The organism is Mycobacterium sp. (assembly GCF_025965855.1).
Classification (GTDB): Bacteria; Actinomycetota; Actinomycetes; order Mycobacteriales; family Mycobacteriaceae; genus Mycobacterium.
Map to the genome: position 1 here is coordinate 1 of NZ_JAOPWB010000039.1, position 15,116 is coordinate 15,116.

General features: G+C 68.6%; 18 protein-coding genes and 1 riboswitch. Of the genes, 7 read left to right on the plus strand and 11 right to left on the minus strand.

The window, feature by feature from the left end:
• The 4 genes from JWP83_RS02890 to JWP83_RS02905 all read right to left on the minus strand — a co-directional run.
• On the minus strand, positions 1-543 hold a 543-nt coding region (locus tag JWP83_RS02890; protein WP_297725597.1), incomplete at its 3' end, for a transglycosylase family protein.
• A gap of 13 nt (positions 544-556) precedes the next feature.
• Positions 557-770, minus strand: a riboswitch (cyclic di-AMP (ydaO/yuaA leader).
• A gap of 204 nt (positions 771-974) precedes the next feature.
• Complete coding sequence (locus JWP83_RS02895) at positions 975-1,253, minus strand: MoaD/ThiS family protein (RefSeq protein ID WP_297725688.1); 279 nt, start codon at positions 1,251-1,253, stop codon at positions 975-977.
• Between the two features lie 4 nt (positions 1,254-1,257).
• Positions 1,258-2,337: a GTP 3',8-cyclase MoaA gene (gene moaA / locus JWP83_RS02900; protein ID WP_297725599.1), complete on the minus strand. Its 1,080-nt coding sequence runs from the start codon at positions 2,335-2,337 to the stop codon at positions 1,258-1,260.
• Positions 2,334-2,732: a YccF domain-containing protein gene (locus JWP83_RS02905; protein ID WP_297725601.1), complete on the minus strand. Its 399-nt coding sequence runs from the start codon at positions 2,730-2,732 to the stop codon at positions 2,334-2,336. Before JWP83_RS02905 ends, moaA begins: the two co-directional genes overlap by 4 nt.
• A 160-nt stretch (positions 2,733-2,892) precedes the next feature.
• Between JWP83_RS02905 and JWP83_RS02910 the strand changes: the two genes are divergently transcribed.
• The 3 genes from JWP83_RS02910 (at position 2,893) to JWP83_RS02920 (ending at position 6,433) form a co-directional block, all read left to right on the plus strand.
• Positions 2,893-3,303, plus strand: coding sequence for a cold-shock protein (locus JWP83_RS02910; protein WP_297725603.1), 411 nt, complete (start codon positions 2,893-2,895; stop codon positions 3,301-3,303).
• 142 nt (positions 3,304-3,445) lie between these two features.
• Positions 3,446-5,398: an acyl-CoA dehydrogenase family protein gene (locus JWP83_RS02915; protein WP_297725605.1), complete on the plus strand. Its 1,953-nt coding sequence runs from the start codon at positions 3,446-3,448 to the stop codon at positions 5,396-5,398.
• Between the two features lie 30 nt (positions 5,399-5,428).
• The gene (locus JWP83_RS02920) at positions 5,429-6,433 is read left to right on the plus strand and encodes a glutathione S-transferase C-terminal domain-containing protein (protein WP_297725607.1); all 1,005 of its coding nucleotides are present in this window, start codon (positions 5,429-5,431) and stop codon (positions 6,431-6,433) included.
• 95 nt (positions 6,434-6,528) lie between these two features.
• Here the strand turns inward: JWP83_RS02920 and JWP83_RS02925 are convergent, their stop codons facing one another.
• The 3 genes from JWP83_RS02925 to JWP83_RS02935 form a co-directional block, all read right to left on the minus strand.
• Positions 6,529-7,395, minus strand: coding sequence for a DUF559 domain-containing protein (locus JWP83_RS02925; protein WP_297725609.1), 867 nt, complete (start codon positions 7,393-7,395; stop codon positions 6,529-6,531).
• 103 nt (positions 7,396-7,498) lie between these two features.
• On the minus strand, positions 7,499-8,002 hold the full coding sequence (locus JWP83_RS02930) for a DUF2771 domain-containing protein (RefSeq protein WP_297725611.1): 504 nt from the start codon (positions 8,000-8,002) through the stop codon (positions 7,499-7,501).
• Complete coding sequence (locus JWP83_RS02935; protein ID WP_297725690.1) at positions 7,999-9,666, minus strand: MFS transporter; 1,668 nt, start codon at positions 9,664-9,666, stop codon at positions 7,999-8,001. The genes JWP83_RS02930 and JWP83_RS02935 overlap by 4 nt, the downstream gene beginning before the upstream one ends.
• Positions 9,667-9,784: 118 nt before the next feature.
• On the opposite strand from JWP83_RS02935, the gene JWP83_RS02940 reads away from it, so the two are divergent.
• The gene (locus JWP83_RS02940; RefSeq protein WP_297725613.1) at positions 9,785-10,642 is read left to right on the plus strand and encodes a DUF3027 domain-containing protein; all 858 of its coding nucleotides are present in this window, start codon (positions 9,785-9,787) and stop codon (positions 10,640-10,642) included.
• Here the strand turns inward: JWP83_RS02940 and JWP83_RS02945 are convergent.
• Positions 10,639-11,094 (minus strand): SRPBCC family protein, encoded by a 456-nt coding sequence (locus tag JWP83_RS02945; RefSeq protein ID WP_297725615.1) that lies wholly within the window; start codon positions 11,092-11,094, stop codon positions 10,639-10,641. The two genes, JWP83_RS02940 and JWP83_RS02945, sit on opposite strands and share 4 nt — an antisense overlap.
• A gap of 23 nt (positions 11,095-11,117) precedes the next feature.
• Complete coding sequence (locus JWP83_RS02950; protein WP_297725617.1) at positions 11,118-11,393, minus strand: DUF2530 domain-containing protein; 276 nt, start codon at positions 11,391-11,393, stop codon at positions 11,118-11,120.
• Positions 11,394-11,515: 122 nt separating this feature from the next.
• Here JWP83_RS02950 and JWP83_RS02955 point away from each other — a divergent pair, with 122 nt between their 5' ends.
• From JWP83_RS02955 to JWP83_RS02965, 3 genes are read left to right on the plus strand one after another with little or no spacing between them, the layout of a single operon-like run.
• Entirely contained in the window at positions 11,516-11,947 is a 432-nt protein-coding gene (locus JWP83_RS02955; RefSeq protein ID WP_297725619.1) for a MarR family transcriptional regulator, read from the plus strand.
• A complete protein-coding gene (locus JWP83_RS02960) occupies positions 11,944-12,768 on the plus strand; it encodes an RNA methyltransferase (protein ID WP_297725621.1) in 825 nt (274 codons plus the stop codon). Before JWP83_RS02955 ends, JWP83_RS02960 begins: the two co-directional genes overlap by 4 nt.
• Positions 12,765-13,043: a DUF2537 domain-containing protein gene (locus JWP83_RS02965; protein ID WP_297725623.1), complete on the plus strand. Its 279-nt coding sequence runs from the start codon at positions 12,765-12,767 to the stop codon at positions 13,041-13,043. The genes JWP83_RS02960 and JWP83_RS02965 overlap by 4 nt, the downstream gene beginning before the upstream one ends.
• Here JWP83_RS02965 and sepH read toward each other — a convergent pair.
• Positions 13,040-13,795, minus strand: coding sequence for a septation protein SepH (gene sepH / locus JWP83_RS02970; RefSeq protein ID WP_297725625.1), 756 nt, complete (start codon positions 13,793-13,795; stop codon positions 13,040-13,042). The genes JWP83_RS02965 and sepH overlap by 4 nt on opposite strands.
• A gap of 121 nt (positions 13,796-13,916) precedes the next feature.
• Positions 13,917-15,035: a phosphoserine transaminase gene (gene serC, locus JWP83_RS02975; RefSeq protein WP_297725627.1), complete on the minus strand. Its 1,119-nt coding sequence runs from the start codon at positions 15,033-15,035 to the stop codon at positions 13,917-13,919.
• Between the last annotated feature and the right edge of the window lie 81 nt (positions 15,036-15,116).

The window sequence follows — 15,116 nt, forward strand, 5'->3', positions numbered from 1 at the left end:
CGACGTCAGCGTCACCGGCGGGGCCGGATCAGCGGGCGGTGCGGGAGGCGGCGGAGGAGCGTCCGGCGGCGGCGCGTCCGCCGCCGGGGGTGCCAGCGGCGGCGGCATCCCGTTGAGCCAGGGCGCATCCAGCGGGGCGTCCATACCCGCCGGTACGGGCGCCGGAGCCTCGCGCGGCGTGGCGCCCGATAGCGGACCGCCACACACGGGCCAGGCGCCACGCCCCTGGGTCGCCAGCACGCGCTCGGCGACCGCGATCTGCTGGTCTTTGGTAGCAAGTTCGGCCGACGGGGCGTACTGGCCACCGCCGTGCGACGCCCAGGTACTCGCGGTGAACTGCACACCGCCGTGGTAGCCGTTGCCGGTGTTGATTCCCCAGTTGCCGCCGGATTCGCAATGGGCTACCTGATCCCATTCGCCGTCGGTGGCCGCGGCCGCCTGGCCGGCCATGGCGATGCTGCCGCCACCAAGTACCGCCCCCGTGAAGGCGATTTTGGCGACGCTAATGCTGGATGTTGTGGGCTTACGGTGACGTCCACTCATACGCGCCGGAATATTCCTCTCTCGTGACGCGCCTACGAGGTCAGCTGTCGGGTTCGGGTTGGAGAGGCTACCCGGCCAATACCGCACTCCACATGGGAGCCGGCGTCGGCTTCACCCCAAGGAGCCGCAAGCGGCTCCAGTCCGATCACGGTGGACCGGTGGGTCCCCCGCCTCCATCCACTTGTCGGTGACCCCGCCTATTGGATGGAGCTCGGCGCGATAGGAGGGGAGGAACGCCGTTCGGTCGATTGACGAACCCTCGGAGACGCTAGCGCGTTCCGTTGGTCTCGTCACGTTGGGAGACACCCGGCGTTTCCCCCACGGCAATCCGCGAAAAGCCCAGGAGCGCCAGGGATTTGCGCAGGTCACAACTCCGATATCGGAGCGTGATTGCGTCGTTATCGTTCCGTTACGTGAGCTATCTCACAGTTTCAGCCGCCGGCGAAGGGAGGCAGAACGTCGATCGTGTCACCGGTCTGTAACGGCGTGGTTTCGTCGCGAACCGCGATGCCGTCGCACAGGTAGGAGCATCGGCTCATCACGGTGGCGAGGCGAGATCCCCGAACGCCGAGGCGCTCGACCAATTCGGCCACCGTGGTGCCCGGACGCACCACCAGCGTCTCCGATTCGGCGCCCGCCGCCGCGCGCGCGGCGGCGAAGTAGCGGACCGTCACCTGGAGTCCCTCCGCTTCGACCGGGGTCTGCCCCATGGGGCTAGCCACCGATCGCGCTCATCGGGCGCGCGGGCTGGATGAAGTCGGGATCGTTGATGCCATGGCCGGCGGGTTTGCCCCACATCGCGGCACGCCACGCCGCCTCGATCGCGTCGTCGCCGGCCCCGCCGCGTAGCAGGCCCCGAAGGTCGGTCTCCTCGGCCGAGAACAGGCAGCTGCGAATTTGGCCATCGGCCGTCAGCCGGGTGCGGTCGCAGGTCGAGCAGAAGGCGTGCGACACCGACGCGATGACACCGAACTTTGCGCTGGGCGTGTCCGGGCCCGTGTCGACCAGCCAGAGCTCGGCCGGGGCCGAACCGCGCGGCGCCGGGTCCGGGCGCAGCCGGAAGTGCGGGCGCAGCACCGCCAGCACTTGGTCCGCGGTCAGCGCGGCGCCGCGGCGCCACCGATGCCCGGCGTCCAGCGGCATCTGCTCGATGACCCGCAATTGATAGCCATGCTCGAGGCAGAACCGCAACAGGCCGACGACATCCTCACGCCCGGTCGCGGGGGCGAGCACGGCGTTGACTTTGACCGGTGTCAGGCCGGCCTGTTTGGCGGCCGCCAAGCCGTCGAGCACGTCGGCGAGCCGGTCCCGGCGGGTGATGGCCGCAAAGTGGTCTGGGTCCACGCTGTCCATCGACACGTTGACCCGATCCAGGCCTGCCTCCGCGAGCGCGGCGGCCCGCCGCGCCAGCCCCACCCCGTTGGTGGTCACCGAGATCTCGGGGCGGGGCCGTAGACCGGCGGCGACGGCGACCACCTCTTCGAGGTGGCGGGACAACAGGGGCTCGCCACCGGTGAACCGCACGCTGGTGACGCCGAGCCGGGTGACGGCGATGTGCATCAGCCTGGCCAGCTCGTCGGGGCGCAGCAATTGCTCCCCGGGGAGCCAGTCGAGGCCCTCGGCCGGCATGCAATAGCTGCAACGCAGATTGCAGCGATCGGTCAGCGACACCCGCAGATCGGTGGCGGCCCGTCCATAGGTGTCCAGCAGCGGGCCGCTGCCGGGAACGTCGCGGGCGACGTCGCCGTCGGTGCGGCTTCGCACCGTCGGTAAGCCCAAGGCGGTCAGGGTCATAAGGTCGCCGGTGCGGGAGCGGAATCGATCGCAACGATGTCTTTACCCAGCGGCATCAGCGACACCGGGATCAACTTGAGGTTGGCCAGCGCCAGCGGAATGCCGATGATCGTGATCGCCATCGCCGCCGCGGTCACCAGATGACCGATCGCCAGCCACAACCCAAATAGCACCACCCAGATGACATTCCCGATCAGGGCGCCGGTCCCGGCGGTCGGCTTGTCGACGATCGTCCGGCCGAACGGCCATAACGCGTAGGAGGCGATGCGCAACGACGCGAAGCCGAAGGGAATGGTGACGATGAGCAGGAAACTGATGAGCGCCGCCAGCAGGTATCCGGCGGCCATCCAGAGGCCGCCGAACACAAGCCAGATGACGTTCAGGATCAGGCGCATGTCTCCTCCAGCGGTAATGCCAGACTACCGAGTGACGGTAACGGGGGTGCTCGTCAGGCGGGCATCCGAGTAGGATCAGAACTCAACATGCGTCCTGCGCAGGCGGGACGCTTCTTGCGTTGCCCATCCTAGTGATCCGTCAGACAAGCAGGTGAGACCAGTGCCGACCGGCAAGGTTAAGTGGTACGACGCCGAAAAGGGGTTTGGCTTCCTGTCGCAGGAGGACGGCGAGGACGTCTACGTCCGCTCGTCCGCGTTGCCCGCCGGGGTCGAGGGGCTCAAAGCGGGACAGCGAGTGGAATTCGGCGTCGCATCCGGCCGGCGCGGACCGCAGGCGTTAAGTCTCAAGCTGATCGATCCGCCGCCCAGCCTTGCCAAGACGCGCCGTGAGGCGGCGCCGGTCGAGCACAAGCACAGCCCCGACGAGCTGCACGGGATGGTCGAGGACATGATCACGCTGCTGGAAAGCGCCGTGCAGCCCGAGTTGCGCAAGGGTCGATACCCGGACCGCAAGACCGCCCGTCGGGTGTCCGAGGTGGTCAAGGCCGTGGCCCAGGAGCTCGACTCCTAGCTGCGTCTAGGTTCTCCACCCGCTTCCGGCCTCTTCCGGCGAGACCGGCGACTACTGGTCACTTTTGTCACGATTCGCCGTAGTATGCGGTCAGAGACTGGGTACCCAAGCCTCGATGTGAGTCGTTAGCGAGGAGGCGGCGATGGCACAGCAAGCGCAGGTCACCGAGGAACAAGCGAGGGCCCTCGCCGAGGAATCCCGCGAAAGCGGTTGGGACAAACCGTCGTTCGCCAAGGGACTGTTTCTCGGTCACTTTCCGTTAGAGCTCATCCACCCGTTTCCGAAGCCATCCGATGCCGACGAGGCGCGCACCCGCGCCTTCCTGGGCAGGCTGCGGGAGTTCCTTGACACCGTCGAGGGCAGCGTCATCGAGCGCGACGCGCAGATCCCCGACGAATACGTGAAGGGCTTGGCCGAACTGGGCTGCTTCGGCATGAAGATACCCACTGAATACGGCGGCCTGGGCATGTCGCAAGTCGCCTACAACCGGGCACTCGTGATGATTTCGTCGGTTCATCCCAGCCTCGGCGCACTATTGTCGGCCCACCAGTCGATCGGCGTACCCGAGCCGCTCAAACTCGCCGGGACCCCCGAACAGAAGCGGAAGTTCTTGCCGCGCTGCGCCGCTGGCGGCGTATCGGCGTTTCTGCTCACCGAACCGGACGTGGGATCGGACCCGGCGCGGCTGGCGTCGACGGCTACACCGGTCGAGGACGGGAAGGCATACGAACTCGAGGGCGTGAAGTTGTGGACCACCAACGGCGTGGTCGCCGAACTGCTGGTGGTCATGGCCCGGGTGCCCAAGGGCGACGGGCACCGCGGCGGGATCAGCGCGTTCGTCGTCGAGGCCGATTCCCCCGGGATCACCGTGGAGCGGCGCAACAAGTTCATGGGGTTGCGCGGCATCGAGAACGGCGTCACCAGGCTGCACCGGGTGCGGGTGCCCGCCGAAAACCTGATCGGCCGGGAAGGCGACGGCCTGAAGATCGCGCTGACCACGCTGAACGCCGGGCGGCTGTCGATTCCCGCGAGCGCGACGGGATCGTCGAAGTGGGCGCTGAAGATTGCCCGCGAATGGTCCGGCGAGCGCGTGCAATGGGGCAAGCCGCTCGCCAAACACGAAGCGGTGGCGAGCAAGATCTCGTTCATCGCCGCGACCACGTACGCGCTTGACGCGGTGCTCGAGCTGTCCGCTCAGATGGCCGACGAAGGCCGCAACGACATCCGGATAGAGGCGGCGCTGGCCAAGTTGTGGTCCAGCGAGATGTCCTGCCTGATCGCCGACGAGCTCTTGCAGATCCGCGGCGGGCGTGGCTATGAGAGCGCGGAGTCGCTGGCCGCGCGCGGGGAGCGCGCGGTGCCGGCCGAGCAGGTGGTGCGCGACCTGCGGATCAACCGCATCTTCGAGGGATCCAGCGAGATCATGCGGCTGCTCATCGCGCGGGAGGCCGTCGACGCCCACCTGAGCGCGGCCGGTGACCTCGCCAAACCCGACACGGGGTTGCGGCAGAAGGCCGCCGCGGCCGTCGGAGCGAGCGGCTTCTACGCAAAGTGGTTGCCACAGTTGGTATTCGGCGAAGGGCAGCGGCCCACCGCGTACAGCGAGTTCGGCCCGTTGGCGTCCCACCTGCGGTTCGTCGAACGCTCCACCCGCAAGCTGGCCCGCAACACCTTCTACGGTATGGCGCGCTGGCAGGCCAGGCTCGAGCAAAGGCAGGGATTCCTGGGGCGCATCGTCGACATCGGCGCGGAGCTGTTCGCGATGTCGGCGGCCTGCGTGCGCGCCGAGGGTCAGCGGGCAGCGGACCCGGCCGTCGGCCGGCAGGCGTACGAGCTGGCCGACACGTTCTGTCAGCAAGCGACCCTGCGGGTCGAGGCCCTGTTCCAGGCGTTGTGGACCAACACCGACAGCAGCGACGTCCGGCTGACCCACGACGTGCTGGAAGGCCGGTACACCTGGCTCGAGGACGGGATCCTCGATCAGTCGGAGGGCACCGGACCGTGGATAGCGCATTGGGAACCGGGGGAGTCGACCGAGACCAACCTGGCCCGCCGGTTCCTGACCGCGGCCCCCTCGACGGAGGCCACACTCTAGGCGCCGACCGCTGGGGGCAGACTTGTCACCATGGCCTCCTATGTCGCCCCTGCGGGCGAATTCACCCGCGACACCAACTACATCAACACCCGCATCACCGCCGACGGACGCGACGGCTACCCGGTAGAGCCCGGCCGGTATCGGCTCATCGTGGCCCGCGCCTGCCCGTGGGCCAACCGCGCGATCATCGTCCGGCGGTTGCTGGGCCTGGAAGGCGCTCTGTCCATTGGGTTTTGCGGACCCACCCACGACAAGCGCAGCTGGACTTTCGACCTGGACCCGGGCGGCGTCGACCCGGTGCTGAAGATCCCGCGGCTGCAGGACGCCTACTTCAAACGCTTCCCCGACTACCCCAAAGGCATCACGGTCCCGGCAATCGTCGACGTACCGACCGGTGCGGTGGTCACCAACGATTTCGCGCAGATGACGCTGGGTCTCTCCACCGAGTGGACCGCCTACCACCGCGACGGCGCTCCCCAGCTATACCCGGAGCCGCTGCGCGCCGAGATCGACGAGGTGAGCAAGAGGGTCTACACCGAGATCAACAACGGCGTCTACCGCTGCGGCTTCGCCGGCTCGCAGCAGGCCTACGAAGCGGCCTACAACCGGCTGTTCACCGCGTTGGATTGGGTGAGCGATCGCCTGGCCAACAAGCGATACCTGGTGGGCGACACCATCACCGAGGCGGACGTGCGGCTGTTCACCACCCTGGCCCGCTTCGACCCCGTCTACCAGGGGCACTTCAAGTGCAATCGAAGCAAACTGTCCGAGATGCCGGTGTTGTGGGCCTATGCGCGTGACCTGTTCCAGACGCCGGGTTTCGGCGATACCGTCGACTTCGTCCAGATCAAGCAGCACTACTACATCGTGCACGCCGACATCAACCCAACCCGCATCGTGCCCAAGGGCCCGGACCTTTCCGGCTGGCTGACCCCACACGGGCGGGAAACCTTGGGCGGCAGGCCTTTCGGGGACGGAAGCCCCCCCGGACCCCCTGTCGAGGGCGAACGAGTGCCGGCCGGCCACGGCGCGTAACGGGCCCACCACAGAACGTCACGGGCCCACCGCCGAACGTCGACTTGATTGCGCGCATCGTGTCGTTTTCGCGCATCAACTCCACGTTCGGGGTGTCATAGCGGGCAACCGGCCGCCAGCAGCGCACTTCGGGTGCGCGCAACCACGACATGGGGTCGGTATCGGAGCAGGTCGGCGCTGACCCGAATGATCCTCCAGCCCCAGGCATCGAGCTCGGCCAATCGATCGATGTCCCGGGTGCGCCGCGCAGGATCGGTCCAATGTTGCGCGCCGTCGAATTCGACGCCGACCTTCCATTCCTCCCAGCCCATATCGATCCGCGCGACGACCGCAGCCCACCCGTCGAGCACCTCTATCTGCGTCTGGGGTCGCGGCAATCCACCGCCGACGAGGACCAGGCGGGTCTTGGTTTCGTACGGCGATTCGGCGCCCGCGTCGGCCAAATGCAGAACCCGCCGCAGCTGAACCAACCCGCGCGCGCCACGATGGCGGTCGGCAATCAGCTCGACGTCGGCTGCCTTCAGCTCGCTTGCATGCATGAGCGCGTCCAGCCGAATCACCGCCGCAGTCAAGCCTTTTCGCCTGCCCAGGTCGAATGCCGTGCGGGCGGGCGTCGTTATGCGAATCCGGTCGCGCACACAGGTCTCGTCGTCGTCCAGGCTGTCGCTGTGCAGAATGATGCCGTGCACCTTGTCGCGGCTGGGCCGGTTCAGCTCGGCCGGCAGCCAGTCGTCGATCCATGCCGCGCGGTGCAACGCCGCAGCCGATAGGCCCGCCACCGTCGCGGTCCGCTCGGACCACAGCCAGGCGGCCACCGCCCGGGTTACGGGCGTCAACCTCTGGCCGCGGCGGATGTAGACGTTGCGATGGACCATCTCGAAATCGGTCCGCAACCGATGCCGGGTGACGGCTTTGGCGGCGAGCGCGTCGGTGCCTCTGAATGGCCAGTCCAGGATCTCCATGGACACACGGTGCAGGTCCGCACTGACATGTTCGGCCCAACGTCGAGTTGTGGTGCAAAATCGTCCCGTTTGACGCAACGACTCGACGCTCGGCGTTGCGAGGTTAAGAGGTCAGGCGCACTGACCATTCCGCGTGCGGAACGGCGCGAATGGTGCTGATGTCGTTGACCTGTCCGTCGTCGACCACCAACGTCAGCAACTGCACGACTATCCCGGTCAGCCGGCCGCGCTGCGGGTCGACCGAGGGAATGGTGACCGCGAGCCGCGAGCCCGGTCGAAACATGGTCGTGGCGGTGTCGGCGGGATCCTCATACACCTGCAGCAGCCGCCAGGGCGCCCGCGCGATGGCCGCGGGGACCGAAAGTTGCACCGGGCAATGCTCGTTGAACGGTAGCTCGCCCTGGGTCTGCGGCGTCTGGCAGTCGTTGAGGTTGAGCACATCGCAGTACAGGTACGGCCCCACCCGGGTCAGGTGCCCGTGCGAGTACGCGCTGATCTCGGGTTGCTGCGGGCCGGTGCGGCGTACGAGCAGCCAGGTTCCGACCCCAGCCCCAACGCACGCCAATACCACCAAGGTCGCGGCGAGCGCGACCACGCCGCGTTTCACTCCGGCACCGCCGCCGGCCTACCGGCGCCACGGCGCATCCCCTCCTGCTCGACCATGACGGGCCGATTGCCGCCCAGGCCGGGGATCAACGAGTCGCCGCGGAAGCTGACCAGGGTCTGGGCCAGGCCGAGGATGAGCAGGGCGCTGACCGCGGTGAAGCCGATCCACAATTCCGTGTACACCAGGACGCCTAGCGCCCCACCCAGCACCCACGCCAGCTGCAGCGTCGATTCCGATCGCCCGAATCCCGATGCCCGCGACTCCTCGGGCAGATCGTGTTGCAAGGAGGCGTCGAGAGAGGCCTTCGCGATCGCGCTGGCCCCCGAGGTGACCAGGGTGGCAATCACGGCCACCATCAGGGTTCCCGCCACGGCGGCCGCCAAGGCGACGGCGCACACCGCCACCGCGCAGCGCACCACCAGCACTGCGGGCCTGCCCAGTTGCAGGCGTGCGCTGGTGAAGTTTCCGGCAAAGTTGCCGATCGCGGCCGCGGCGCCGATCATCCCCAGCATTGCCAGTTGAGCCCACCCGTTGGCTTGATGCGCCTTGGCGACAAACGCCGGGTACAAGAACAGGAAGCCGACCATCACCTTGATGGTGCAATTACCCCATAGCGAGGTGATGATGTTGCGGCCGAACGGTTGTCGAAGCGTTCCGCCGACCTTTTTGACCTCACCGGGCCAGCTTCGCTGCGGTTGGCCGCTGTCGCGTCGGTAGCTCAGGGTGGCCGGGACTTCGCCCGCGGTCACCTCGACCCAGCGCGGGATCCGCATCGACAGCAAAGCACCGGCGATCGTGACGGCGACGACGACGATCAACGCGCCGGGGAGCTTGAAGAGGTGGGTGCAGACGAACTCGACGCCGCCCGCGATGGCCCCGCCGGCGATGGTCCCGCCGAGTAGTCCGAATACCGTGAGCCGGGAATTGACCCGCACCAGGTCGATGGTCGGCGGCATCACCCTCGGTGTCACCGCGCTCCGCAACACGCTGAACGACTTCGACAGCACCATCATCGCCAGCGCGCACGGATAGAGCACCATCGACGGGAAGCTGCCGGCGGCGCCGTCGTAGTTCATGATCAGCAGCACCGCCAGCACGGTGCGCAGCGCGAACGACAGCGCCAGCGCGACGCGCCGGCCGTGCTGGAGCCGGTCCAGCGCCGGGCCGATGAGCGGCGCGATCACCGCGAACGGCGCGATCGTAATCAACAGGTACAGAGCCACTTTGGACTTGCTCTCCCCGCTGGCCGCGGCGAAGAACAAGGTGTTGGCCAGTGCGACGGCCATTGCCGAGTCGACCGCGAAGTTGGCGACCACCGGCCACGTCAGCGCGGTCAGGCCCGACTTGTCGGCGCCGTCGGCGGTGGCGGCCCGCTGCACCATCCAGTACATGCGGGAACCCATTTCACGGCTTCGCAGTGCCGCTGCGCGGGTAACGGTGATGCGTTCGCTGGCGGCGGGACCGCGTGGGGGCGCGGCGCTATTGCGGTCGGGCTCTGGCTGCTCACCCAGTGGCGGGAGATAACGGTTCGCGCTCGGCGACGGCGGCCGACGGCGCGACCGGCGATAGTCGGAGTCGTCGGCCGGGTAGTTGGCCATGCCGGGATGCTGGTTGGCCGAGCCTTTGAGGCCCGAGCGGGTCCGGCGGCCCGGGTTAGAGGCCACCCGGACCCGATCATCACGCCGCCGTCCAGACACAACTCAATTCTGTCCTATGCCGGCAAGCAAACGTGGTGTGGCTCGCCAACCTAGTATTGGAGGCGCATTGCAGAGAGGGGACAGCGTGACCGGACCCACCGAGGAACCCGCCGCGACGACCGTGGCCGAGTGGCCCGACGAGTTGGGAACGCTGCTCACGGGTGCGGCCGACCAGGCCAGGGCCGCCGTGGAGGAGTTCGCCGGCCCGGAGGCCGTCGGTGACTACCTGGGCGTCAACTACGAGGACCCGACCGCCGCGACCCACCGGTTCCTGGCACATTTGCCCGGCTACCAGGGATGGCAGTGGGCAGCCGTCGTCGCCGCCTACCCCGGCGCGGACCACGCCACGATCAGCGAAGTCGTGCTGATCCCCGGTCCGACGGCGTTGCTGGCGCCGGAATGGGTGCCCTGGGAGGAGCGGGTGCGACCGGGGGATCTGGGCCCCGGCGACCTGCTGGCGCCGGCGGTGGAGGACCCTCGACTGGTCCCGAGCTACGCCGCCAGCGGTGACCCGCAGGTCGACGAGACCGCCGCCGAGATCGGGTTGGGCCGGCGCTGGGTGATGGGCGCCTTGGGCCGCTCCGAGGCGGCCGAGCGATGGCACACCGGTGACTACGGTCCCGATACGGCGATGGCTCGCTCGACCAAGCGCGTGTGCCGCGATTGCGGCTTTTTCCTGCCGCTGGCCGGGGCGCTGGGCGCGATGTTCGGGGTGTGCGGCAACGAGCTGTCCGCCGACGGGCATGTCGTCGACAAGCGGTACGGCTGCGGCGCTCATTCGGACACTCCGGCCCCGGCGGGCACGGGCTCGCCCATGTATGACCCCTACGACGACGGCGTTTTCGACGTCGCGGAGAACCCGTCGGCGGCCCAGGCCGAGCCAGCGGAGTCGCCGCCGGAAGCGCCGGAGTCTGCGCCTGACCCCACCGAACCGGGGGACTAACCCGTCTCGGCGGCGGCTTTGATCCTCGCCAGCGAGGTGTTCATGCCCTCGAGCAGCTCGCTCTCGAAGCTCGCGGTCCCACCGAAGAGCGCGTTCACCGACAGGTTCGAGAACGCGGTGACGCCGTTCTCGGCGTGGCGGCTCTCGACCACCCGCGTGCCCTGGCCGTTGGGCTCGAGCTCGTAGCTCCACACGGTGTGGTTGGTGTTCACCCGGAACGCCAGCTTCTTCTCCGGGACGACCTCGACCACCGTGCACGTGGTGGTCCAGAACATGCGCTTGCGGCGGTTGAGGTTAAGGGTGCGGGTGCCCGCGCGAAGCGGGCCCAGGGGCCTCATCCAACGACACTGCGGGCTCCACTGGGGCATCCGCCGGAAATCGGAGATCAGCGCCCACACCTCGGCGGCCGGTGCGTCGATGTCGACTTGCGCTTGCAGTAGCGGGGCGACCATGTGCTTCTCCCGGGTCGGCGAATCTATTTGCGGTCGAGGTAGGTTTCGAGGCCGGTCTGCGCGCCACGCGCGCCGCGGCGGGCGGCGGCGAGCTGCAACACGAAGATGCTCGTGCCGACCAGGCCGACCCCCAGCCCGCCCAGCGTCACCGGGCGCCAACTTTGCAGGGCGGGCACGAGGAACGCGAGGGCCGCGGCGATCAGCCAGCCCAGGAAGCCGACCGCGATGACGGGCCACACCTCGAGCAGTGAGGCCGGCAGCGGCGGCGCCTCGCGGCCCTGGCCGGGTTCGACAGTCATCGCGATCAACATAGCCCCGCGACGAGGAGCATCGGAAGGTGTCCGAGCGCGGGCGATGGACCAAAGTCCGTCGTTGGCCGTTTTGTATCCCGAGTTTCTCGCGTTGCGTGTACCCTCGCGCCATGCCTGACACCGAGGCGCGGCTGGCCAGCGACTTGTCGCTTGCGGTCATGCGGCTGGCCCGCCAACTGCGGTTCCGCAACCCGTCATCGCCGGTGTCGCTGTCCCAGCTGTCGGCGCTGGCCACGCTGGCCAACGAGGGGGCGATGACCCCCGGCGCGCTGGCAATCCGCGAGCGCGTGCGACCGCCGTCGATGACCCGGGTGATCGCCTCGCTGGCCGAGATGGGCCTGGTCGACCGCACCCCGCACCCCGTCGACGGCCGGCAGGTGCTGGTCTCGGTGTCCGCGTCCGGCGCCGAGCTGGTCAAGGCGAACCGTCGCGCTCGCCAGGAGTGGCTGGCCAAGCGGCTGGCGACGCTGGACGGCGACCAACGTGACACCCTGCGCGAGGCCGCCGATCTGATGGTGGTTCTGGTCGATGAAAGCCCGTGACCGACGGCTTGGATGTTCAGGACGTCACCGATCCCGACGACTCCCGCCTCGACGATTTCCGCGACCTCAATAGCGTCGATCGCCGTCCCGATCTGCCGACCGGCAAAGGGCTGGTGATCGCCGAAGGCGTGCTGGTCGTGCAGCGCATGCTGGCGTCCCGTTTCAGCCCGCACGCCCTGCTGGGCACCGACCGCAGGCTGGCCGAACTCAAGGACGATCTGGCCGGCGCCGCGGCGCCGTTCTACCGAACCTCGCCCGAGGTGATGGCGGCGGTGGTCGGCTTCCACCTGAATCGCGGTGTGCTGGCGGCCGCCCGGAGGGTGCCGGAAGCCAGCGTCGTGGAGGTGGTCGAAAGCGCCCGCACGGTCGCGGCGCTGGAGGGTGTCAACGACCACGAGAACCTGGGCTCGATCTTTCGCAACGCGGCGGGGCTGGGGGTGGACGCCGTGGTGTTGGGCGGCGGGTGCGCGGACCCGCTGTACCGCCGCGCCGTGCGGGTGTCCATGGGCCACGCCTTGCTGGTGCCGTACGCGCGGGCATCCGACTGGCCCAACGACCTTATGTTGTTGAAGGAGAGCGGATTTCGGCTCCTGGCGATGACCCCGCAGCGCGAGGCGTCCGCGCTGGCCGAGGCGATGGCCGCGGCGGTGGACGAACGCGTCGCGGTGGTGGTGGGCGCCGAGGGCCCCGGGCTGACGAGGGCCACCCTGCGGCTAAGCGATGTGTGGGTGCGCGTTCCGATGTCACGAGGTACCGACTCGCTCAACGTCGCGACGGCGGCGGCCCTGGCGTTCTACGAGCGGGCTAGGCTCGCGTGGTGAGCGACGAGTCCGTCCCCTGGGCAACGGGTTTGACGGTCTCCGCGTTTGTCGCCGCGGTGACCGGGGTCGCCGTCGTCGTGCTCAGTCTGGGGCTGATCCGGGTGCATCCGCTGTTGGCGGTCGGCCTCAACAGCGTGGCGGCGGGCGGGCTGGCGCCGACGCTGTGGGGTTGGCGGCGCACCTTGGTGCTGCGCTGGTTCGTGCTGGGTGCGGCCGTGGGTGTGGCGGGCGCGTGGGTGACGCTGCTGGCGCTGACGGCGTCGGGCGATGCCTAGCGGTGCGCGCCTGAGCGCACACCGAGCAGCACATCTTCCCAAGCCGGAATGACCGGCTTGCCGCGCCGGGTGTGCACCGGCTGTTCGGGCGGCGTGGGGGGCGCCGGCTTCGCCTCTTCTTCGAATTCGAGGCGGGCGACCCGCGCCAGCGGCCGCAGCGGACGCTCGAAGTTGGGGTCGATCAGCTCACTGGCCGCGTCGTCGATCGCCGTGACCGTTCCGCCGTGGGCGCCGGGAGCGAAGAAGAAGTGCGCGATGTTGTCGGTACGGCCGGCCTTCCAGGCAAGCTGCACGGTCCAGCGGCTGTCCTCGTTGCGCCAGGCGTCCCAGCTGAGCCGGTCGGGTTCGAGGCCGCGCGCCACCAACGCGGCGCTGACGGTCTCCAGCAGGGTCAGCACCGCGGGGCCGTCGGCGAGTATCGGATGCGCCGCCGTTGCCAGCTCCGCGGCGCGAGCGCGTTCCAGCAACACCGGGTGGGCGAACCGGCGGATCCGCACGATATCGGAGCCGGACGCGGCGGCCACCTGCTCGACGGACGCGCCGGCGCGGATTCTGGCCTGAATTTCCTTGGGGCTCAACATGTTGGTGACTTGGATGTCGAGCGGCGGTTGCTCGGGCGGTGGCGACTCGCCGCGGAGGAGGGCCCGGAGTCCGTCGTCGGCCACCAGCTTGAACCGTTCTGTTGGGCCGTCACCCTCGCAGATGACATATTTGCCCTCGTCATCGAGACCAACCACTGTGAGTTCCCGCATGGCTTCTCCTCGCCGGTTCCGCGCCGGTCAGCGACGGACCCGTCAGGTGCGCACTCTAGTGCAGCTAACGCCGGTAACCCGCTCTGACACGCTGGTGGGTTGCAGGCTGATGACCGTCAGGTTAAAGCCGCTCGACCACCCAGTCGACGCACCGGGTGAGGGCGCTGACGTCGTCGGGGTCGACCGCGGGGAACATCGCGACCCGCAGCTGGTTGCGGCCCAGCTTGCGGTAGGGCTCGGTGTCGACGATGCCGTTAGCCCGCAACGTCTTGGCGACGGCCGCGGCGTCGACGTCGTCGGCGAAGTCGATCGTGCCCACCACCTGAGAGCGCAACGCGGGATCGGCGACGAACGGCGTGGTGTAGGGGCGCTCCGCGGCCCACGAGTACAACCGCTGCGAAGAGTCCGCCGTGCGCTTGACCGCCCAGTCGAGCCCGCCGTTGCCCAGCAGCCAGTCCAGCTGTTCGGCCATCAGCGCCAGGGTGCCGATCGCCGGGGTGTTGTACGTCTGGTTCTTCAGGCTGTTGTCCACCGCGATCGGCAGCGACAAGAAGTCCGGAACCCAGCGACCGGACGCGGCGATCGATTCGACGCGGGCCAGCGCGGCGGGGCTCATGACGGCCAGCCACAGCCCGCCGTCGCTGGCGAAGTTCTTCTGGGGCGAGAAGTAGTAGACGTCGGCCTGGGTGATGTCGACCGGCAGACCGCCGGCGCCCGAGGTCGCGTCGATGAGGACCAGCGCGTCGTCCGCGCCGGCGGGCCGGCGGACCGGAACCGCGACACCGGTCGACGTCTCGTTGTGCGCCCACCCGATCGCATCGACCGATGGGTCGGACTGCGGGTCGGGGGCGGTGCCCGCATCTGACTTGATGATGATGGGGTCGCCGACGAACGGGTTCTTGGCGACCGCGGAGGCGAACTTGGAGCTGAACTCGCCGTAGGAAAGGTGGAGTGACCGCTTGTCGATCAGGCCGAAAGCGGCCGCATCCCAGAACGCCGTCGCGCCGCCGTTGCCCAGGATGACCTCATAGCCGTCCGGCAGCGAGAAAAGCTCGGCCACTCCCGACCGGACCCGGCCCACCAGACCCTTGACGGGCGCCTGCCGGTGCGATGTGCCGAACAACGGCGCCGCGGTGGTCGTCAACGCCTTCAATTGTTCGGGCCGGACTTTTGAGGGCCCGGAGCCAAAGCGGCCGTCACGGGGTTTGATGTCGGAGGGGATCTCGAGCTGGTCAGCCATGTCAACCAGCCTAGTGAGCGACCCGAAGGCGGCGACCTCGCGGGCCGTGGTGGGCTGGCGGCATGTGAGCCACGCCACACC

Excerpts from the sequence above, each read along its gene's own strand:
- JWP83_RS02955 (WP_297725619.1), top strand. The coding sequence starts at position 11,516 with ATGCCTGACACCGAGGCGCGGCTGGCCAGCGACTTGTCGCTTGCGGTC.
- JWP83_RS02920 (WP_297725607.1), top strand. The coding sequence starts at position 5,429 with ATGGCCTCCTATGTCGCCCCTGCGGGCGAATTCACCCGCGACACCAAC.
- JWP83_RS02950 (WP_297725617.1), bottom strand. The coding sequence starts at position 11,393 with ATGACTGTCGAACCCGGCCAGGGCCGCGAGGCGCCGCCGCTGCCGGCC.
- sepH (WP_297725625.1), bottom strand. The coding sequence starts at position 13,795 with ATGCGGGAACTCACAGTGGTTGGTCTCGATGACGAGGGCAAATATGTC.
- JWP83_RS02925 (WP_297725609.1), bottom strand. The coding sequence starts at position 7,395 with ATGGAGATCCTGGACTGGCCATTCAGAGGCACCGACGCGCTCGCCGCC.
- JWP83_RS02895 (WP_297725688.1), bottom strand. The coding sequence starts at position 1,253 with ATGGGGCAGACCCCGGTCGAAGCGGAGGGACTCCAGGTGACGGTCCGC.
- JWP83_RS02945 (WP_297725615.1), bottom strand. The coding sequence starts at position 11,094 with ATGGTCGCCCCGCTACTGCAAGCGCAAGTCGACATCGACGCACCGGCC.
- JWP83_RS02905 (WP_297725601.1), bottom strand. The coding sequence starts at position 2,732 with ATGCGCCTGATCCTGAACGTCATCTGGCTTGTGTTCGGCGGCCTCTGG.
- serC (WP_297725627.1), bottom strand. The coding sequence starts at position 15,035 with ATGGCTGACCAGCTCGAGATCCCCTCCGACATCAAACCCCGTGACGGC.
- JWP83_RS02915 (WP_297725605.1), top strand. The coding sequence starts at position 3,446 with ATGGCACAGCAAGCGCAGGTCACCGAGGAACAAGCGAGGGCCCTCGCC.
- moaA (WP_297725599.1), bottom strand. The coding sequence starts at position 2,337 with ATGACCCTGACCGCCTTGGGCTTACCGACGGTGCGAAGCCGCACCGAC.